This is a genomic window from Bradyrhizobium sp. BTAi1, assembly GCF_000015165.1.
Lineage (GTDB): Bacteria > Pseudomonadota > Alphaproteobacteria > Rhizobiales > Xanthobacteraceae > Bradyrhizobium > Bradyrhizobium denitrificans.
Genome location: NC_009485.1, coordinates 3,974,229 through 3,994,799, shown reverse-complemented (window position 1 = coordinate 3,994,799; position 20,571 = coordinate 3,974,229). Strand labels below are relative to the sequence as shown.

The 20,571-nt window shown below is 63.9% G+C and carries 15 protein-coding genes; 9 read left to right on the top strand and 6 right to left on the bottom strand.

The window, feature by feature from the left end; genetic code table 11:
* Nucleotides 1-26 precede the first annotated feature (26 nt).
* The 4 genes from BBTA_RS17850 to BBTA_RS17835 all read left to right on the top strand — a co-directional run bounded on the left by BBTA_RS17850 (nt 27) and on the right by BBTA_RS17835 (nt 9,552).
* Nucleotides 27-1,277, top strand: coding sequence for a cyclopropane-fatty-acyl-phospholipid synthase family protein (locus BBTA_RS17850; RefSeq protein ID WP_041750736.1), 1,251 nt, complete (start codon nt 27-29; stop codon nt 1,275-1,277).
* A 624-nt stretch (nt 1,278-1,901) separates the two neighbouring features.
* Nucleotides 1,902-3,410: a replicative DNA helicase gene (locus BBTA_RS17845; RefSeq protein ID WP_012043892.1), complete on the top strand. Its 1,509-nt coding sequence runs from the start codon at nt 1,902-1,904 to the stop codon at nt 3,408-3,410.
* 45 nt (nt 3,411-3,455) lie between these two features.
* Nucleotides 3,456-4,640, top strand: a complete 1,185-nt coding sequence (gene alr, locus BBTA_RS17840) for an alanine racemase (RefSeq protein ID WP_012043891.1) — start codon at nt 3,456-3,458, stop codon at nt 4,638-4,640.
* Nucleotides 4,641-5,679: 1,039 nt separating this feature from the next.
* Nucleotides 5,680-9,552 carry a hypothetical protein gene (locus BBTA_RS17835; protein WP_244424450.1) on the top strand — a complete coding sequence of 1,291 codons (3,873 nt, stop codon included), beginning with the start codon at nt 5,680-5,682 and terminating at the stop codon, nt 9,550-9,552.
* Between the two features lie 107 nt (nt 9,553-9,659).
* Here BBTA_RS17835 and BBTA_RS17830 read toward each other — a convergent pair whose 3' ends face one another.
* The 3 genes from BBTA_RS17830 to BBTA_RS17820 all read right to left on the bottom strand — a co-directional run bounded on the left by BBTA_RS17830 (nt 9,660) and on the right by BBTA_RS17820 (nt 12,360).
* Nucleotides 9,660-10,337, bottom strand: a complete 678-nt coding sequence (locus BBTA_RS17830; protein ID WP_049795379.1) for an HAD family phosphatase — start codon at nt 10,335-10,337, stop codon at nt 9,660-9,662.
* A 35-nt stretch (nt 10,338-10,372) separates the two neighbouring features.
* Nucleotides 10,373-10,939, bottom strand: a complete 567-nt coding sequence (locus tag BBTA_RS17825) for a GNAT family N-acetyltransferase (protein ID WP_012043888.1) — start codon at nt 10,937-10,939, stop codon at nt 10,373-10,375.
* A gap of 164 nt (nt 10,940-11,103) precedes the next feature.
* Complete coding sequence (locus BBTA_RS17820) at nt 11,104-12,360, bottom strand: 3-phosphoshikimate 1-carboxyvinyltransferase (protein ID WP_012043887.1); 1,257 nt, start codon at nt 12,358-12,360, stop codon at nt 11,104-11,106.
* A 192-nt stretch (nt 12,361-12,552) separates the two neighbouring features.
* Between BBTA_RS17820 and BBTA_RS17815 the strand changes: the two genes are divergently transcribed.
* On the top strand, nt 12,553-13,884 hold the full coding sequence (locus BBTA_RS17815) for an aminotransferase class V-fold PLP-dependent enzyme (protein ID WP_083780674.1): 1,332 nt from the start codon (nt 12,553-12,555) through the stop codon (nt 13,882-13,884).
* A 20-nt stretch (nt 13,885-13,904) separates the two neighbouring features.
* Here the strand turns inward: BBTA_RS17815 and BBTA_RS17810 are convergent, their stop codons facing one another.
* A complete protein-coding gene (locus BBTA_RS17810; protein WP_012043885.1) occupies nt 13,905-14,624 on the bottom strand; it encodes an FkbM family methyltransferase in 720 nt (239 codons plus the stop codon).
* 113 nt (nt 14,625-14,737) lie between these two features.
* Nucleotides 14,738-14,962: a hypothetical protein gene (locus BBTA_RS17805; RefSeq protein ID WP_012043884.1), complete on the bottom strand. Its 225-nt coding sequence runs from the start codon at nt 14,960-14,962 to the stop codon at nt 14,738-14,740.
* A 27-nt stretch (nt 14,963-14,989) separates the two neighbouring features.
* Between BBTA_RS17805 and BBTA_RS17800 the strand changes: the two genes are divergently transcribed.
* The gene (locus BBTA_RS17800; RefSeq protein ID WP_012043883.1) at nt 14,990-15,760 is read left to right on the top strand and encodes an exodeoxyribonuclease III; all 771 of its coding nucleotides are present in this window, start codon (nt 14,990-14,992) and stop codon (nt 15,758-15,760) included.
* 4 nt (nt 15,761-15,764) lie between these two features.
* Here BBTA_RS17800 and BBTA_RS17795 read toward each other — a convergent pair whose 3' ends face one another.
* A complete protein-coding gene (locus BBTA_RS17795) occupies nt 15,765-16,490 on the bottom strand; it encodes an alpha/beta hydrolase (protein WP_041750735.1) in 726 nt (241 codons plus the stop codon).
* A gap of 92 nt (nt 16,491-16,582) precedes the next feature.
* On the opposite strand from BBTA_RS17795, the gene BBTA_RS17790 reads away from it, so the two are divergent.
* From BBTA_RS17790 to BBTA_RS17780, 3 genes are all read left to right on the top strand, one after another.
* The gene (locus BBTA_RS17790; RefSeq protein ID WP_012043881.1) at nt 16,583-17,590 is read left to right on the top strand and encodes a helix-turn-helix domain-containing protein; all 1,008 of its coding nucleotides are present in this window, start codon (nt 16,583-16,585) and stop codon (nt 17,588-17,590) included.
* 568 nt (nt 17,591-18,158) lie between these two features.
* Nucleotides 18,159-19,658, top strand: a complete 1,500-nt coding sequence (locus tag BBTA_RS17785) for an amidase (protein WP_168167901.1) — start codon at nt 18,159-18,161, stop codon at nt 19,656-19,658.
* Nucleotides 19,659-19,672: 14 nt separating this feature from the next.
* Nucleotides 19,673-20,554, top strand: a complete 882-nt coding sequence (locus BBTA_RS17780; protein ID WP_244424449.1) for a hypothetical protein — start codon at nt 19,673-19,675, stop codon at nt 20,552-20,554.
* Nucleotides 20,555-20,571: the final 17 nt, after the last annotated feature.

The window sequence follows — 20,571 nt, the reverse complement described above, 5'->3', positions numbered from 1 at the left end:
CGGGATAAGCTCGTTGGGTGGTGTGGATGGACCGTTTGCTGCGTCGTCTTTTGTCTCGTTTCATTTGCCGCGGGTCGATCAGCTTTGCGACCGCGGATGGCACGACATTCCGCTGTGGGGATGGAACCGGCGTTCCCGTCGCAGCGCGATTTCTCACCCATGACGCCGAGCGCAGGGTGTTGCTGAACCCCGAACTGGCGCTCGGCGAGCTCTTTATGGACGGCAGCTTCGTGATCGAGCAGGGCTCGGTCGCGGACTTCCTGGCGATCGTCATGAGTCAGCCGGCGGCCGTGCCCGACTGGGCCAAGCCGCAATGGTGGCTGCGCTATCTGGTCCGGCACCTGGGCCAACTCAACATCCGCGGACGGTCGCGCCAGAACGTGGCGCATCATTACGACCTCGACGGCCGGCTCTACGCGCTGTTCCTCGACGCCGACCGGCAATATTCCTGCGCCTATTTCGAAACGCCGGATGCGACGCTGGACGATGCCCAGCTTGCCAAGAAGCGGCATCTCGCCGCCAAACTGCTGATCGACCGCAACGATCGCATCCTGGACATCGGCTGCGGCTGGGGCGGGCTCGGCCTCTATCTGGCTGCAATGACCGGAGCCGACGTGACCGGCGTGACCCTGTCGAACGAGCAGCTGCAGGTCGCCAATGCCCGAGCGGCGGAACGCAACCTGTCGGGATCCGCGCGCTTCCTGCTGCAGGATTACCGCGACGTCCCCGGCACGTTCGACCGCATCGTGTCGGTCGGCATGTTCGAACATGTCGGAGTCGCCTTCTACGACACGTTCTTCCGCCGCTGCGCCGAGCTGCTGGACGACGACGGCATCATGGTGCTGCACTCGATCGGCCGTTCCGAGGGGCCGGATGCCACCAATCCGTGGATCGCCAAATACATCTTCCCCGGCGGGTACATCCCCGCTTTGTCGGAAGTGTTGCCGGCGATCGAACGCGCAGGGCTGCTGGTCTGCGACATCGAGATCCTGCGCCTGCATTATGCCGACACGCTGAAAGCCTGGCGCGAGCGGTTCCTGGCCCGGCGCGAGGAGGCCGTGCAGCTCTATGACGAGCGCTTTGCTCGGATGTGGGAGTTCTATCTGGCGGCCTCGGAGATGGCATTCCGCAAACAGAACATGATGAACTTCCAGATCCAGCTGACCAAGCGCCAGGGCATCGTGCCGATGACGCGCGACTACATCCAGCGCGAGGAGGCAAGGCTGCGGACTCTGGAGCGCGGCACACGTCCAACGCTGCGGATGGCGGGCGAGTAGCGGGCGCCGCTGCGCTCCGCGATGGCGTGGCGACGGGCGGAGGCGCTGCGCGCAGTCTCCGCTCGTCCCGCACGCCTCGTCTGGTTCAATCTCAAGATGCTTGTTCTTCAACCTGCATCTTCCGCACGAATTGTCCCTCATCCATCTCAAACTTTCGAACAAATCGTTCGATCTGTGAACTGGCTCACAGACCCCGGGAAAGCCCGGCCGTATTGTCCCGGCATGATCAAGAGCCCGACCCAAGCCATGCTGGAACCCCAGACCGACTTCAGCACCGATTATGCGCTGATTGCCGCCGGCGTGGGCGCCTCCCTCATCGCCCTGCTCTATCTGCTGCTGGTCTGACGCCTCGCGCGGATCTTTCGACAGCCGCCACGCGCCAAGGCGCACCGGCCTCCTTCTCGCCTCCCCGACTGCGACCTGCCGTCCGCTCTCCGTCGATGCCCCGGAGTTCCGCTCCGGGACGTCCGGCCTTGCCACAGGCGAGGTCGTCAAGCACGTCATCTGGCGAGTCCGGATTCATCCACCAAATTTACCGGACAGTGAATAGAGGCCAGCTTTCGCTTCCGCTTCGCGCGCGACTGGCGCTTTATCCCCTCCCCTTCAAAGCTGCTAAACATTGCCATGGCACTTACCGATTCGAACGTCTTCAAGCTGGCGCCGGCTGACGCGGCGACACCGGCCTACCGCAGCCCTCCTCACAACATCGAGGCGGAACAGGGTCTGCTCGGGGCTATTCTGGTCAATAACGACGCGTTTTATCGCGTGTCCGACTTCCTCGAGCCGAAGCATTTCTTCGAGCCGCTGCATCAGACCATCTTCGAGACCGCCTCCAGCCTGATCCGGATGGGCAAGATCGCGACGCCCGTCACCTTGAAGACGTTCCTGCCCGCCGATGTCGATCTCGGCGGCATGACCGTGGGCCAATATCTCGCGCGCCTCGCGGCCGAGGCGACCACGATCATCAACGCGCAGGATTATGGCCGCACGATCTACGATCTGTCGTTGCGGCGCGACCTGATCGGCATCGGCGAGGACATGGTCAACGTCGCCTATGACGCGCCGGTCGACTTCGCGCCGCGCAACCAGATCGAGGACGCCGAGCGCCGGCTGTACGAGCTCGCCGAGTCCGGACGCTATGATGGCGGCTTCCAGAAATTCTCGCAGGCGCTGACCACCGCGCTCGACATGGCCGCCAAGGCCTTCCAGCGCGACGGCAAGCTGTCGGGCATCTCGACTGGCCTGCGCGATCTCGACGCCAAGATGGGCGGCCTGCAGCACTCCGACTTGATCATCCTCGCCGGCCGCCCCGGCATGGGCAAGACCTCGCTTGCCACCAACATCGCCTACAACGTCGCCCAGGCCTATGTGCCGGAACTGCAGCCGGACGGCACCTACAAGGCCGCCCAGGGCGGCGTGGTCGGGTTCTTCTCGTGCGAAATGAGCGGCGAGCAGCTCGCCACCCGTATCATCGCCGAGCGCAGCGGCATTCCCTCCAGCCACATCCGCCGCGGCGGCATCACCGAGGCCGATTTCGAGAAGCTGCGCGAATGCTCGATCGAGCTGCAGTCGCTGCCGTTCTATGTCGACGAAACCGGCGGCATCTCGATCTCGCAGGTGATGGCGCGCGCCCGCCGGCTGAAGCGCCAGAAGGGCCTCGACCTCCTGGTGATCGACTACATCCAGCTGCTCGCCGGCTCCGGCAAGCGCGGCAGCGACAACCGCGTGCAGGAAATCACCGAGATCACCACCAGCCTGAAGGCGCTGGCCAAGGAGCTCAACGTTCCGATCATCGCGCTGTCGCAGCTGTCGCGCCAGGTCGAAAACCGCGACGACAAGCGGCCGCAGCTGTCCGACCTTCGTGAATCCGGCTCGATCGAGCAGGACGCCGACGTCGTGCTGTTTGTGTATCGCGGCGAGTACTATCTGGCCGCCAAGGAGCCGCGTCCCGGCACCGAGGAGCACCAGAAGTGGCAGACCGAAATGGAACTGGCGCTCGGCAAGGCCGAGGTGATCATCGGCAAGCAGCGTCACGGTCCGACCGGCACGGTCGAGCTGCACTTCGACGCCTCCGTCACCCGCTTCGGCGATCTCGCGCATGACGGCCTGCCGCCGCAGCATCACGACTATTGACCGTGTGCTGTTGAACCGGGGCGCTGCGGCGCGTAAAAGCGCCCCATGAGTGTTCCCGAACCGAAACCCGTCGAGTCGCCGGCAGCGGCGGTTGACGATCTGGTGCCCGCCGCCGCAACCGGCGTGCTGACCATCGATCTCGACGCGCTCGCCGCCAATTGGCGCAAGCTGGAAAAGACCGCGGTGCCGGCCGAATGCGCCGGCGTCATCAAGGCCGACGCCTATGGCTGCGGCATCCCCCAGGTGGCGCGCACGCTGGCCGCAGCCGGCTGCAAGACGTTCTTCGTCGCGACGCTGAGCGAGGCCAAGGTCGCACGCACCGCCCTGCCCGACAGCGCGGCGCTCTACGTGCTCGACGGCTTCTTCCAGAACACCGGCGAAGACTACGCCGCGATCAACTGCCGCCCGGTGATCGGTGACCTCAACGAGCTCGCCGAGTGGGACATGTTCTGCCGCCGCACCGGCTGGAAGGGCGGCGCCGCCATCCATGTCGACACCGGCATGAACCGGCTCGGCTTCACGCCGACCGACGCCCAGGGCATGATCCCGCGCATCCAGAGCGGCGACCACGGCATCACCCTCATCATGAGCCATCTCGCTTCGGCCGAGCAGCTCAACAGCCCGTCGAATGCGCGCCAGCTCAGCCTCTTCCGCGAGGTCGCCAGCGTGTTCACTGGCGTGCCCGCAGCGCTGGCCGCCTCCTCCGGCATCTTCCTCGGCGCCGCCTTCCAGTTCGACATGGTCCGCCCCGGTGCGGCGCTCTACGGGATCAATCCGACGCCGGAGGCCGACAACCCGATGCAGCCGGTCGCCGAGATCAAGGCCCGCATCGTGCAGCTGCGCGACCTCGCCCGCGGCGACACGGTAGGCTATGGCGGCACCTGGACCGCGCGCCGTCCGACGAAGATCGCGATCCTCTCGGCCGGCTATGCCGACGGCTATTTCCGCGCCGCGAGTTCCAATGACGGCACCCGCGGCGCCGACGTCGTCATCGCCGGCCAGCGCTGCCCCGTCGCCGGCCGCGTCTCGATGGACCTGATCGCGGTCGACGTGACCGACCTGCCGCCCAAGGCCGCCCGCCGCGGCCACTTCGCCACCCTGCTCGGCGAAGGCATCACCGTCGACGAACTCGCGCATCATTTCGGCACCATCGGCTACGAGGTTATGACCAATCTCGGCCGCCGCTATCACCGCATCTACAAGGGTGGCACGGCGGCGGCGGAGAGCTGATCGCCTGCAGCGACGCTCGCCGGATGCATTGGCGTCCCGCCGCTGCTTCCCCATCGTCATTGCGAGCGAAGCGACGCAATCCAGAATCCCGCCCACCACCCTGGATTGCTTCACTTCGCTCGCAATGACGATGTCCAGACATGCGCCGTCGTTCCCGCGGCATGAAACGCCCGAGGTCTGCATCTCGTTGTCACCCTCTTTCAAAGCGAGGGCGCAGGGAATGCCGGGCTGCTGGCCGCAACCCATGGCCCGCCTGCAGCAAAAAAAGCAGGCGGCAGTCACCACAGGTCCAGCCGTCAACCGGCATTCCCTGCGCGATGGATTGACGTCTTATGCGTACTCTCCCCGGGGATCGGCTGTCTTGTCCCCGTGACCGGCGGATCATCGTCACCGCCGGCGTCGCATCAGCGTCGAGATGCCAGGACCATACGTTTTCGACGTGCGCCCCGAGCCGTTCGTCCGCACGGCCAAGCCATGCTGCGACCCCAGGCGCCCACCGCATCCCACCCCGCGTGTCATGACGATCGCGATACGCCCCTCGTGCCGAGGCGGGACCACGACATACAATCATGATCTTCGGAAAATCGAAAGCAGATTATTTTTGGCAGGAGGACTGGACAGGGTGAGTCGCGTTGAGATTGCAGGAGAATTTCGCCTGATCGAGCGACCATAGCCAGCCATCTCGCCGGACCAGTCCCAGATGGGCACGGTTGTCCAGTTGACCGACCGTCCACCTTAGAAACCACAGAACCGTCTCATTGACGAAGCTCGGATTGGCGCAACGAGCGGACGTCGCCATCGAACGGAAGGTCAACATCCTCTTGCAGCGCACCCATGCTAACCTACTGCTTAGATTAGCTGAGTGTTGATATTGACGCCCAACTGGGCAGCCGTCATTTTTCGATTATATCCGAAGTTCGCTTTGCTTTAGGTGACAACAATGCGCAGGTTTCACAGCGCGTCGATCATTGGCTTTTTAACAATCATTGGATGTGGACCCATTGCAAGCGCGTCGTTCGCCCAGAGTTCGCGAGACCTGATGAACATGTTTGGCGCCATCATGCAGTCGGCGATGGTTCAAGCGACTCAAACTGAATGGCGTAAGCTTCCTCCGATCACATTGACCTGCGTCGACGAGACACTCCGTCAGCGCGGCATCAGCGTCCAGGTTCTGGTGAATAACGGTATTGGCCCAACAGACACGCGAGTCTCCGACGTCATCGCAAACTGCCGCGCCCAGGGCGAGCTACGGCAGGCGAACACCCGATCCCAACCGGCGCCGGAGCCTGGTCGGATCAGTCCCGCAGTTCCTCAACTGTCTCAGCCCAACGGCGGTCCTTTCAAATATAGAGTGGACAAGGTCCCGCTGGGCAGCACCATTTCGTTCGAAACGGCCAACTATAAAGAGTACCAATGCCGACCAAGCGACCAGTTTTCCGGCTTCACATGGTGTCAAAAGCAGCGAACTGAGCGCACCTCACGAGGAGAGTACCTTTCTTCGTACAGCCTGTTGCACACCGACGAAGGGCGCGTTTACTACCTGAATCGCTCCCTGGACCCCGCTTTCTTCGACCCTGGAGAAGCAAACGAGGATATCGATCGTCTGTCGCGGACCTACGGCGAGCAGCCTCGCATCATTTCCAGACCCCAGCGTGCGGCCGGAATGAGCGGCGTTATCGCCTATTGGGGCGATGTCGTTCTGGAGCAGCTGGATGCAACTGCCATCGCGACGATCGCTTCGGGCCGCGCCCCTGGAGGCTTACTCGTCGATTTCGCAGGAAACTACCAAGAGTCCATACGTCAGAACCTTCCCATATACCGAGTCTCCGGCGGTCCCGGCTTCGTGTGGGCAGAAAGCCATGATACCAGTGGGGTTGGGCGACTGCGCTTCTTCGCTATCGATGCATCGACTCTGGCCACACGACCGACAGTGGGTCCACAGGCGAATGCCAATCTGTCGCCGCAGGTGCCACCTGACCCCTGGAAAGATTGCCAGTCTTCTGACACTGAAGCGAGGCTCGCCGGCTGTACTAAAGTGATCGACGCGAAAGGCGCCGACCGAGTACGCCTTGCGGATGCCTTCGATGGCCGCTGCTCCGCCTACAATCAGAAACAAGCATATCAATCCGCGCTGTCGGATTGTAAGACTGCCATCGATCTGAACCCAAAATACTCCTACGCCTACGCCAATCTCGGCGCGACGTATTTGGGCCTGAACGACGCGGCGAACGCCGTATCAGCACTGAATAAGGCCATAGCCCTAAAGACGAACTTTATCTGGTCTCGCCTCTCTCGCGCCAAAGCACTCGAAGCCTACGGCTCAAACATGGATGGCGCGCTAAAAGACTATCAATATGCTCTGCTGATCGACCCGAGCAATCAGGTAGCCAAAGATGGCGCTGTAAGACTGACAATGACATTGTCGCCATCGCCGGAAGCTGCAGCTTCGTGCTTGGGCGACACAAACAAGCAGACCGCGCATATCGCGGAAGGCACAACTGCAGCGCCTGGGGCAGCCATGGAAATCGCTGTTGCCGCCATTTCCTCCAGTGCTCAGACCTACCGTGCCAAGCTGGACGCTCAACTCGCGCAGGTCAACCAGTTGAACCGGGACATGGAGGTTGCCGAGAAGCAACAATCGGCTGTCACACAGCCAGCCGACGAGCGCCGAAAGCTCTTGATGGACGTGCAGAAACTGAGCGATGGTGTCACCGAAAGTCAGGCTCGGCTGGATGCCATCTCTGAAAAGGTCACTGAGCGCGAGCGCGAACTCAAAGCAGAATCAACCAAAGCTCGGCAGCGGGAGATAAAGCAGGAGCTAGAGCGACTGCGGCCGGCGTTGACTGCCGCCGAGCAGGACCTCAATCGACGCTCTCTGGAGCGCGACGAGGCATATTCAATAGCTCAACAACGAGGCACGGATATCGCGAAGGCGCTGGCACGATCCGAGTCCATCCGCGCTGCCAAAGAAGGCGCTGAGAGCTGCGCAAGGCAAATCCGAGCGGGCATCGATGCACTCGAGCAAAAGGTAGACGAAATCCGGCAGCAGCAAAGGGAAGAAGCTGCAAACGCTGTGCGCGTCAACGCCGAGAACACACTGAGCGACTTGTCTGAGTTCGCGCAAAAGAACGCCAGCCTGGTGCCCCTTGAAGTGGGACCGCTTGTCGCCGCTTTAAAGGCGACGCTAAGCGCCAAAGATCCAAGCAAGACGTCAGACGCGCTCTCCGCCTTACAACGTCGTCTCGAAGAAATTCCGGAGTTCAAGCGCTTTCGAACTTCTCGGGAAGAAGCGCGCCAGGAATCCGCGAGGGCCGAGCTGGATCAACTCTCTGATACGGCGCGAACAATTTCTGACTTTTCTGAAAGTTACGCAAAGCGGAACATTACCTCCGATAACGTGCAGCCTCTCATCAAACTGAAAGCACGCCTGTCTGAAGTGCTCGTCCGTCCGGAAACAAATGCTCTCAAGCAAGCCATTTCCGAATCCGAGCGAGAATTGGCCCAATTGCACCTCGAACAGGCCTACCACGACTATCGGGCCAAACATCCGATACAAAGTCGGAATTCTCTGCCAGCGGCAACCGACCGTAACCGTCTGCTCGTGGACGGCCCCCTGGATGAAACCTTGATCCTCGTGAACGAAAGCGGCCAAGCGAGCGTGGTGAGAAATATCCGCGGTGACCTCGTATTCGACCGCGGCAGCGCAACATTGTGCTTTCTGCATGACGCCAACCTCGACGCCTTCGGCATGTCCGAGCTCAAAGCCAAAATCTCCGAGAAAGGTGTCCGTACGTTCGAGATATCAGCATCGCCATGCGCGGCAGATCGGCTGGAGCGCTACGATCTCGTTGCCGTCAACAGAGGTCTGTTTGCGACACTCCCGGCCAATCTTGCGAGCTCCATTCTGAAGGCGGTCGACCGAGGTCTTTTCACGCTGCTTGGGAGCCTGAGCGACCGCGAGTTGCAAGCCGCGAGGAATGCCGACAGCATCAAGAGTCTTCAACTCGAGAACGATCTACAAAAACGAGTCATCGACGGATTCGGTCTCGTCTCGATTGCAAACGGAACTTCCGTCGTGTGTCAAACGGTCTCCGATCACCAGAAGACCCATGAGAGCCTTGTCACTCGCGCCGCTGATCGACTGCAGATTGAGCTTGGCTCCGCGCCGAAGGTCATTTCCACTTCGATCGAGACCGCCTTTGTATCGACCAAGCGCGGTCAGTGCGGGGCGATTTATAGCTCTTCCAAGGACTTGCGCGATTTGATTACGGGCTTGCAGCGCGACAAACTCAACTATCATGTCCTGCCGATTTGGTTCACTGCCGTCGACGTTGAGGCGGAGACGAAGAATGTCGCTGAAGCCGAAGCGAGATCGTTGCGCGAAGAACAGCAATTGGATCAGAGGAGAAAGGATGATCAATTGCGCGCCGAACTCCAACGGCGGCAATCCGGTGAGGAGAAGCGCGATCGGCAAGATAAACTGCAGAAGGAGAACGGCGCGTTAGCGCGAGGGCTACAGGAGCTCATAACGGATCGCATTAAGGAATTTGCGGAGAAGAGCGATCGCGCCGACAGGACCTATGTGAGGCAGTGGTGGCCGACATTGGCGACATGGTACCTGGAGCAGATTGCCAACGACTGGGAACTTGAAAGCGTGGCCAGCGAATTGCGCGACTATGGAACGGTGAAATGGAAGAATCGGATTCTTGAAGCTGGTTTCGTCGCGCTCACATTCAAGGTGAAGAACAGAGCACTGGGTGAGCACCAGCAGAAGTGCTTCACCGTCGGGTACATCGCAGACCGCGAATTTGAGGTTGCCCGAGATCCGATCGCAGTGCCCTGCGAAGATGAAGTCGCAATCAACCGGTATAGGACCGCGCGCGACTTCTCAAGTAAGTGGCTAGCCAACTGAGTAAAAACTCATTCAAGGCGCGTTAACGAAGCACGCAAGGGAACTTGCCTTGCCGCTGCCTCATGACGGGGCAGCGGCGGGACCAACTCATCATTACTGCCCAAGTCCTATTTTGCAGGCTCGATATCCCCAGGTGCGACCGGTGGCGCATAGGAGCTGGCGGCAGCGAGCTCGTCGAAGCTTCTTATTTCTCTGTCCGCTGCGGAGAAGTCGTGCCGGATGTTGAAGCTGTGGCGGATGGCCACGCAGCGGCAGCCGGCCGCTTTCGCCGCCTTCAGCCCGGCCAGCGAGTCCTCGAACACCAGCGTCGTTGTCGCATCCACACCCAATCCCGACAGGGCGAGCCAATAGGCTTCGGGGTCCGGCTTGTGTCTGACGACGTCCTCCTGGGTGATGACGACATCGAACGCATGCTTCAAATCGAGCCTGGCCAGGACCTTTTCCACCATCCAGGAGGCTGCGGAACTCACGAGGCCGACCTTGATGCCGCGCTCGCGTGTCGAAAGCACGAACGGCACGGCCCCCGCGGTCGCGGAGACCTCGGTCTCGAGCAGATCGAGGTAGATGCCGCGAAAGCGATCGTTGAAGACATCACGCGGCGGATCGATGTTGCAGCTCGTGAAGAAATGACCGGTCACCGTCGTCCAGTCCTCTCCCATCACATCGGCATAGATCAGCGGATCGGCTTCGACGCCGTATAACGCGCAGGTCTGCGCCAGCGCGCGCGCCTTCAAGGACTCGCTGGTCGCGAGCGTGCCGTCGAGGTCGAACAGGTAGGCTTTCATGGGTGATCCATCGTAGGCGCCGGCCGGACGCGGTCTCATGGGGCCGCTCTGCCACGTGGATCCGTCGCGAGCAGCGCATACATCATGTCGTCGCGCCATTCGCCGCCGACGCGCAGATGGTCGCGCAGCTGGCCCTCGCAGCGGAAGCCGAGCTTCTCGACCAGCCGGCGCGAGGCGAGATTGTCGGGGTGGATGAAGGCTTGCAGACGGTGCAGGCCGAGCTCGTCGAAGCAGTAGTCGAGCATCGCCGCGACCGCCTCGGCCGCGATCCCCTGACGGTGTCGCGCGGGATCGACGATGTAGCCGATCGTGACGCGCCGTTGGCGCATGTGACCGTCGTGATAGTTGACCATACCGATGCAGCGGTCGGTTCCGGCCTCGGCGACCGCCCAGAACCGATAATAGGACGGGGTGCAATCGATGAAGCGGCGAACGGCGCGCTCGCTCTCGCTCGGCTTGGTATGCACCTGATGATCCCAGAACCGCATCGCGTCCCTGTCGCTGAAGCAGCGGTGCATGGCGGCGGTGTCGTCCTCACGAAACTGCCGCAGCCGCAGGCGGGGCGTCGAGACGATCGGATGCGGGATCTGCGGTTTGGCCATGCCGGGGCTCTGCGACGCGGGTCGACAGAAGCTAACAGCAAACTTGCCCGGAGCACCACCTCGGTCGGCCCGCAAGCACGCGATTTTGCCGCGCGGTGTCTCTTGTCCGCATGACGCGATGTCAAACCGTGGCTCAAAGCGCGCGCAAGACCGCGCGTCACCACTTACAGCTGCCGCATCTCCACGCCCAGCGCGCGCAGCGCATCCCAATAGCCGGGATAGGTCTTGCCGACGCAGGCCGGATCGAGAATGACGATGCCGCCGATCCGGAGGGCGGCGAGCGCGAAGCTCATCGCGATGCGGTGGTCCTCATAGGTCTCGATGCGCGCCGGCAGCGTCTGTCCAGCGAGGCCGGGATCGGCTGCGACGATCAGATCGTCGCCGTCCTCGCGGCCGAGGCCGGGGCGGATGCGCGACAGTTCCGTCGCCAGCGCACGGATGCGGTCGCATTCCTTGACCCGCAGATTGGCGATGCCCGTGAAACGGACGGGCGTGGCGTTGAACGCGGCCAGCACCGCCAGCGTCGGGACCGCGTCCTGCATCTGCGATCCGTCGATGACGGTGGGCAGATGCGGGAACATCCTGATCAGCTGAGCTGCCTTTGCATCCGGTTGCGTGAAGGCCTCGATCGGGACACCGAGGTCGATGCGGCCCTGGGTGAGCGCCTCCGCGGCCCACAGATAGGTCGAGGCGGACGCATCGGGCTCGACGACGAAATCGGTGGCGGTGTAGCCGGTCGGCGCGACGCGCCAAGTGGTGCGGTCGACGAGTTCGACCTTGGCGCCGAACGCCGTCATGGCCGCGACCGTGAGGTCGACATAGCCGCGCGCGTCGAGGTCCTTGCCGGCCAGCACGACCTCGATCTGGCCCTGGCCATCAGCGGCGGCCATCAGCAGCGCCGAGACATATTGGCTTGACAAGGCCCCGTCGATCTCGACCCGGCCGGAGCCGAAATGTCCGCGCCCCTGGACGGTGACCGGCGGGCAGCCGGTCGGCGCGACGGCCGCGATGCCGAGCGACTGCATCGCCGTCAGCAGCGGCCCGATCGGGCGCTTGCGCATCGCGTCGTCGCCGTCGAGGATCACCGTGCCGTCGCAGAGCGCCGCCGCCGCGGTGAGAAAGCGCATCGCGGTGCCGGCATTGCCGAGCATCAGCGGCTGATCCGGCCTGCTCAGCCTGCCCGGGCTGGTCACGACGAAGCTGGTGTCGTCCGGCTCGTCGACCACAACGCCCATCTGCCGCAGCGCGGCCGCCATCAAGGTCGTATCCCGCGACTTCAGCGCACCGGTGAGGCGGCTGGTGCCGCGCGCGAGCGCCGCCAGCAGCAGAGCGCGATTGGTGATCGACTTGCTGCCGGGCGGCGTGACCCGGCCGACGAGCGGGTGCGCGGGCGGGATGATGGCGAGTGGAGGCGAGGACATGTCCACGCCAGTGACATAGGCCGGGCGCCGGCGCAAGCGGGCACGGACCGGACGATCCTTGCCGCCTCCCCGGCCAGCTTGATCGCGCTGTCGCGACCCTCGCAGATGCAAGGACATCGAACCGTCACCCCGCCGTCATCTCGATTTCGTCGCGGATTGCTCTGTGCTCGCGACGCCCTGGGAGAGCCTGCCATGACCCCGACCGACACGATGACATCGAGCCGCCGTTCGATTCTCGCCGGCCTCGCCGCGACCGCGGTGCTGCCGCTGGCCAGGACGGCGACGGCCGCCGAGGGGGCGCTGTCGGGCCTGCCGACACCGCCGGCCGGATCGGCCACGGCGGTCGCGACCGACCAGGCCTATTGGTCCGCCGTGCGTGGGCTCTATGCAGTGACGCCGGACGTGGTCAATCTGGAGAACGGCTATTGGGGCGTGATGCCGGAGCCTGTCAGGCGCGAGTTCATCCGTCAGACCGACCTGATCAACCAGCAGAACTCCTATTATGCGCGGCAGCGTTTCGGCGCCGATTTCGAGGCGGTGCGGGTCAAGGTGGCGGAGGCGGTCGGCGCCGCGCCGCAGGAGATCGCGCTGACGCGCGGCGCGACCGAGGCGCTGCAGCTCCTGATCGGCGGCTACAACCGGTTGAAGCCCGGCGACAGCGTGCTCTATGCCGATCTCGACTACGACTCGATGCAATATGCCATGAACGCGCTCAAGGCGCGGCGCGGCGTCGAGGTCGTCAAGTTCAACATCCCCGAGCCGGCGACGCGGCAGGCCGTGCTCGACGCCTATGCCAGTGCGCTCGACGCCAATCCGAAGACGCGGCTGCTGCTGCTCACCCATGTCAGCCACCGCACCGGGCTGGTGATGCCAGTGGCCGAGATCGTGCGCATGGCCAAAGCGCGCGGGATCGACTGCATCGTCGACGCCGCGCATTCCTGGGGCCAGCTCGACATCAAGGTCGGCGATCTCGAAGCCGACTTCGTCGGTTTCAATTTGCACAAATGGATCGGCGCGCCGCTCGGCATCGGCTTCCTCTACATCAAGAAGGATCGGCTCGACAGCATCGATCGCGACATGGGCGATGAAGACTTTCCCGAGAGCGACATCCGCTCGCGCGTGCATACCGGCACGGTCAATTTCGCCACCGTGCTGACGGTGCCGACCGCCATCGCCCTGCACCAGGAGATCGGCGCCGCAGCCAAGCAGGCGCGGCTGCGCTATTTGCGCGACAGCTGGGTCCGCCGCGCCCGCGCACTCAAAGGGCTGGAGATCCTGACGCCGGACGAGCCCGGCCTTTACGGCGCCATCACCTCGTTCCGGCTGGCCGGCAAGACCAGCAAAGCGGACAACGAGGCCATCGTCGCGCAGCTGCGCGACGAACATCAAGTGCTCACCGTCCGGCGCGCGGGCGTCGCCAATGGACAATGCATCCGCGTGACGCCGGCGCTCTACACGACCGAGGCGGATCTCGACCGCTTGGTGGAGGCGCTGGCGATCATCACCGGCAGCAAGGCCGGCTAAGGCGCCGCCGGCTGTCCGGCTCAGGCGCTGAACACGAAATTGTTGCAGTAGTCCTTGCTCTTCCAGAACCATTCGCCATCGGTGCGCTGGTGGAGCTCGGGATCGAAATTCGCCAACGGGAGCAGCTGGCCGCGGCGCACGAAACTGCCGGAATAGCCAAGGCCGCGCAGCAGCGCGAAGGTCTCTCGCATCCGCTCGAGCGTGGCGAGGCGGCGGTCGCATTCCAGCACGAGCAACGGCCGGCAGCGGCGCAAGGTGCTCACGGCGCCGCGCAGGACATCGAGCTCCGCACCCTCGACGTCGATCTTCATCGCGGAGACCATGTCGCCGCCGGACACGTAGTCATCCAGGCAAATTGTCTGCACCTCGATCGGCCGGGAGGCCTCGACCGGCTGCAGCAGCGACGCCCCCGGCTGATGCCCGTCCGGGATGAACAGCGTTCGCGCCCCCGATGACGAATACACCGCGCGCCGCTCGATGGTCACATTGCTCAACGCGAAGCTCGCGCACAGCCGCGACAGGCCATCGGCCAGGTCCGGCTGCGGCTCGAACGCAATCGCGCGTCCGGGCGCCGACCAGCGCGCCAGCCAATAGAGGAAGCTGCCTTTGTTCGCACCGATGTCGCAGACGATGTCGCCGCGTCCGATCCGCTGCCGCAGCGCGTGAAGTTCCGTCCGGTGATCGCGATACCGCGATCGGATCACCCGTACCAGCGCCCGCGCCGCCTCTCGTCCGATCATTCGCCCCCCAATACCCGCGTGGAGCGGCCAGCTTGATCAGGAGCATGGTCACTTCTTGGCGGGGCGCAGGTAGCAATCAGGCGGGCCCACGACCGTTCCTTGGCCGGCGGCCCCTATTCCTTCTTGGCGTCGTCGAGCACTTTCTTGCAGGCCTCGGAGAGCTGGGCATATTGCTTGGTGAGGCAGGCGACGATGCGCCCGCCGCCGGGCAGCGTATCCGGGCAGAACCTGATGTAATCGGCCAGGCAGGCGGCGCGCTGCTCGTCGGTCGGCAGCTGCTGGGCGGACGCGGCGCCGATGAGACCGATGAACAAAATGGCGCCTGCGAGCTTGGACATCCGGTCTCCCCTCCTGATGCAGGCATCATGAAGATTGCAACCTTCAACATCAACAATGTCAGGCGGCGCCTCCCCAATTTGCTCTCCTGGCTGCGCAGCGCCAGGCCCGACATCGTCTGCCTGCAGGAGCTGAAATGCGCCCAGGCCGAATTCCCGGCTGACGCCATCGCAACGGCCGGCTACGGCGCGGTGTGGCAGGGTCAGAAGACCTGGAACGGGGTTGCGATCCTCGCGCGCAAAGCAGAGCCGGTACTGATCCGCACTGCCCTGCCCGGCGCGCCTGCGGACAAGGAAGCGCGCTACATCGAGGCCGCCGTGCGCGGCATCGTGATCGGCTGTCTGTATCTGCCGAACGGCAATCCGCAGCCGGGTCCGAAATTCGACTACAAGCTCGCCTGGTTCAAGCGGCTGCACAGGCACGCGGCTGATTTCATCGAGCATGACCTGCCGGTCGTGCTCGCCGGCGACTACAATGTCGCGCCGACGCCGCTGGATATCTATCCGACGCGGTCATGGAACAAGGATGCGTTGATCCAGCCGAGCAGCCGCGCGGCCTTCAAGGCGCTGCTCGACCAGGGTTGGTGCGACGCGATCCGCACCCTGCATCCGGACCAGCCGATGTTCACCTTTTGGGACTACAAGCGCAACCGCTGGCCGCGCGATGCGGGGCTCAGGCTCGATCACCTGCTGCTCAGCCCGCAGCTCGCGCCGCGCCTGACCAAGGCGGGCATCGACCGCGCCATCCGCGGCGAGGCCGGCGCGAGCGATCACGCGCCGGCCTGGATCGTGCTGACATAGCCACTCAGTCGCGCCCCGCATCCATGATCGCCTGCGCCAGCCGCGCCGGTTCGGAGAAGCACAGCTCATGGCTGCCGGGCACCTGCACCAGCCGAAACAGGCCGAGCTTGCTCGACAGCCGCGGATGCCAAGGCAGACCGTGCGGCAGCGCGGTGTCCTCGGTGCAGTTGATGTAGGATTTGGCGATGGTCATCTCGGCCGGATTGGTGCGCAGCTTGATCGCATCGGTGAAGGTCTTGTTCGGATGCGGATTGAGCACCTCATAGGCGCGGGTCGCGGTGGCGAGATCGGCATCGTTGATGAAAGCCTCGCGCCAGATCGGAAACGGCAGCACCACCGAGCCGTCGCCGCGCTCGGCGGCCACCGCGTCGAACAGCGCGACATATTGCGGCGGCACCATGTCGTTGAGGCACTCACCATTGTTCGGCACGAACGCATTCCAGTAGATCAGGCGGCGGATGCGCGTCGGGATGCGGTCGGCGACGCCGGTGATCACCATGCCGCCATAGGAGTGTCCCATCAAGATGGCATCGGTGATGTCCTGCTCGGTGAAATAGTCGCAGATCGATTGGATCGCCTCGTCGAGACCGGTGGTCTTGGGGTCGCCCGGGCGGTTGCCGCGGATGGTCGGCAGATGCACGATATGCCCGGCAGAGCGGATATGCGCCGCGACTGGCTCAAGCTCGGCGCCGGTATGCCAGGCGCCGTGGACCAGGACGTAGGTTGACATGATCAGGTTCCTTTGCACTGCAAGCAAACATGGCCGCGCGGCAGCCGCCGCGCTTGGCTGCAACTGAACCCGAATGGTCTCGGAGTGAACCGATGCCTGGCGCGGAGCCGCAACGGCTGCGGAGCTGGAATACCGCCGCGGTACGGCCGGCCGAGCAATTCTCCTATTACCGCGAGGCGATCTGCCAGGCCTTCATGAACCTGACGCCTGAACCGGCCCGCGGCATCGGCTTTGCGGCCGAGGTCCAGAGCATCGGCATCGGCCGAGACGGGAAAAACACGACCGGCGCGATCAACCGCGTGACCTTTCCCGAGCATGTGGTGCGCCGCTCGCGCGCCGACATCGCCGCCTCCGCCCAACGCTGCTTCTACCTCAATCTCAAGCTCGCCGGTCGCTGCACCATCGTGCAGGACGATTGCGAAGTCAGCCTGTCGGCGGGCCAGGTCGGCATCTTCGACAGCGACCGCACCTTCGCGCTGCAGCATGATCGCGGACCGTCACTCGGCGTCATCTCATTCCGCGTTCCCGCCGAAGCGCTGTTCAGCCGGCTGCCAAACGCGCCCGACATCGCGCCGATGCGGCTGTCCGACGATCCCTGCGTGGGCGCGCTGATCGTCGAGACGGCGCGCTCGCTCAACGCCAACGCGCTGCGGCTCGCGGCGGACGACACGGCTGCGCTGTTCGACGTGCTGCTCGATCTCGCCGCGCTCGGCGTGTCGCGCAGCTTCCGTCGCGAGGCGCATGCCACCACCTCCTTCGCCGACGCGACCACGCTGGCCTTGCGCCGTGCCATTCACGAGCGGCTGCGCGAGCCGGGCCTGACGGTCGCGACCGTCGCCCGCATGGTGGGGATCAGCGAGCGCTATGTGCACAAGCTGCTGGCCCGCGCCGGCACCAGCTTCTCCGAGCTGGTGATGGAGCGCCGGCTGGATGGCGCCGCGCGCGACCTGCGCGATCCCTGTTGCGCCGCGCGTGACATCGGCAGCATCGCCTTCGACTGGGGCTTTTCGGATCTGTCGCATTTCACGCGCCGCTTCAAGCAGCGTTTCGGCATGCGCCCGCGCGACTGGCGGGCCCAGCTCACGGCGCCGTCCCGCTGACGGCCGCCGGCATCAGCGCGGCTTCGGTTCACGTGCGACGCCCCACGGCCAGATCTCATGCGCTTTTGACTCACACGCATTTCGTTGTCATCGCCTGAGCTCTGACGACTGATGAGTTCGCCACCCATTCGCAAGCCGCACAGGGTCTGCGCAGGCAACTGAGCGGCACCGGACTTACTGGCACCAACGTGCATAAGCCCTTTCTGGGTCGGGACACGACTCGCCGGCTTGCGCTGACCCCTTCTGGTCATTTGCCGAAGCGAGCCATCGCGAGCGCACCAGCCCGCCGACGCTCGAACGATTCGTTTACTACAACGCTTCATGTGGCACGCGACAGCGCATCATCCGGCATCGAGCGTGTTTAACGCTAATTGTCACGACATCAATCACCGCTCATGCAAACTGTTTGCGAACAACGCCACGAACTACGTAGTTATCCTGAATACAGACATCGCGCGGAATCGGAAAGAATGCGCCTCCCGCTGAGCGGGCAAGATGACGGCCTGTACATCAGGACGGCATCACCGCTCAGACGACGCTCAGACGGATCCCCGATACAGAGGCGATGATGATTGACAGACGAACGCTCATCAAAGGCGCAGGCGCGGCGCTCACCGCCGCTGCGGCACTCGGACCTCACGGCGCCCGCGCCCAGGCCGCCGATCCGCTCTGCTACGCATCCGTCCGCGAGCTCATCGCCATGTTCCGGGCGCGCAAGGCGTCCCCGGTCGATCTCTTGAAGGCCCAGATCAAGCGGGTCGAGGCCTATAATCCGAAAGTCAACTGCATCACCTACGAGCATTTCGATCAGGCGCTCAAGGAAGCCAAGGCCTCCGAAGACCGCTATCGACGCGGCACCGCAAGGCCGCTGGACGGGATCACGGTCGCCATCAAGGATGAATTCAGCAGGCCAGGCTGGCGGACGACGCAGGGCTCGCTCATCTACAAGGAATCGCCGCCGGCCACCGAAAGCTCCGCGATCGCCGACGCGCTCGAGGCGGCCGGAGCCGTCATGCCGTTCCAGACGACGGTCCCCGAATTCTATCTCTTCCTCGGCGCATCGACCCGCGCCTGGGGCACGACACGCAATCCGTGGAATCTCGAATACTCCCCGGGCGGATCGTCCGCCGGATCGGGAGCGGCGCTGGCTGCCGGCTTCGCCACGCTCGCGATGGGCTCCGACATGGGCGGCTCGATCCGGATTCCCGCCTCGCAATGCGGCCTCTATGGTTTCAAGCCGCCATTCGGGCGCGTCGCAGGTGGCGAAATCCCCTACTCGACATCCGGCCCGATGGCGCGGCGCTTCGACGATCTGGTGCGCTTCCAGAACGCGATCGTTGGCCCGTCCGACAGGATCATGGCCGCGATGCGTCCTCGCCTCGATTATCCCATGCGCTACCCTCGGATTGCGGGATGGCGGATCGCTGTTGACTGGGGCGCCGGCATCGCCGACGTCATTCCCTCGGTGAAGGCCGCGATGCTGAAGGGCATCGACGCGCTGCGCGCCGAGGGCTGCGTCGTGAACGAGGTCGACTGCGGGCTCACCAAGGCGCACAAATTCGTCTATATCCGGGGACTGATGGCGACATCGATCGGCACCGCGATCGAGATCTCGAACGCCCATCGCGATCGGCTCTCGCCCTATATGACCGACCTGCTCGACCAGGTCGGGCCCGTCGGCCCCCGCCAGGCCGAAGAGGCCGAGGAGTTGCTGGAACGGCTGCACCGCCAGGTCCAGCAGCGCGTGTTCGACAAAGGCTACAGCGTGCTGCTGATGCCGACGATGGCCACGCCTCTCATCGGCGCCGACATGTTCAAGAGCAAGGAGAACAACGTCGATCCCTGGGTCGGCACCGGCCTCGGGTTGGCTCTGACATGGCACTGGAATCTGCTCAACCGCTATCCGGTCCTCGACGTCCCGCTCGGCGTGGTCGAGCAGCGGATGCCCTCGGGCATGCAGGTGATCGGACAGACCTACACCGATCTCGACGTGTTCCAGTTCGCGTCGAGCTGGTCTCGCCTGCGACCGTCGCTGTTCGCCGGCGAGCGCTTCCCGACCTTCACCTGACGCGGCGGGCCCGCATGGTGCAGGTCCAAGGCAAGGGCTGCAAGCGGTGCGGCTCGACAGCGAGGTCAGGCATGACGCCGAGATGTCTTCGACGCGGGGTTCTGCTGGTCCTGATCTCAGCGCTCTACCGCGAGTCCGGCGCCTTGGCCCAGCAGGCCAGGACGCCGTCGCTCGAAGATCTGGCCAAGGCGGCGCAGAATCCGATCGCGGACACGATCAGCGTCGGCCTCGAGACGATCGTGATGCCAAATACGGGTCCGTACCGGCAGACGGCCAACGTCGTCAAGATCGAGCCGGTCATCCCGTTCCAGCTCAATGCAGACTGGAATCTGGTGACACGCACCACCATTCCCGGCATCGCCCAGGTTCGCTTCTCGGCCGAGCAGGGCCGGATCGGCGGCGTCGGCGACGTCAACCAGATCCTCGCGCTCACGCCGTCGCATTCGGGTCCCCTGATCTGGGGTGTCGGCCCGACCTTCTCCTATCCGTCAGCGACCGACCCCGCCCTCGGTTCAGGAAAATGGAGCGCGGGTCCGACCCTGGTCGCGCTGACCATGCCGGGTCCGTGGGTACTCGGCGTGCTCGCCAACAACATCTGGTCGTTTGCAGGTCCGAGCGACCGTGCGCCGGTGAACCAGATGATGCTGCAGTACTTCGTCACCTATAATTTCTCCGACGGCTCCTATATCAGTGCCAGCCCCGTCATCACGGCGAACTGGCTGGCAAAGGGCCGCGATCGCTGGGTTATTCCCATCGGAGCCGGCGTCGGCAAGATGTTCATGGTCGATCAGCAGCCGATCAATGCTGAAATCGGCGTGTATTACAACCTGCTGAAGCCTGACCACGCATCGCATTGGCAGTTTCGGGCGAGCCTGGCTTTCCTGTTCCCGAAATGATGCTGCTCGGGATGAAA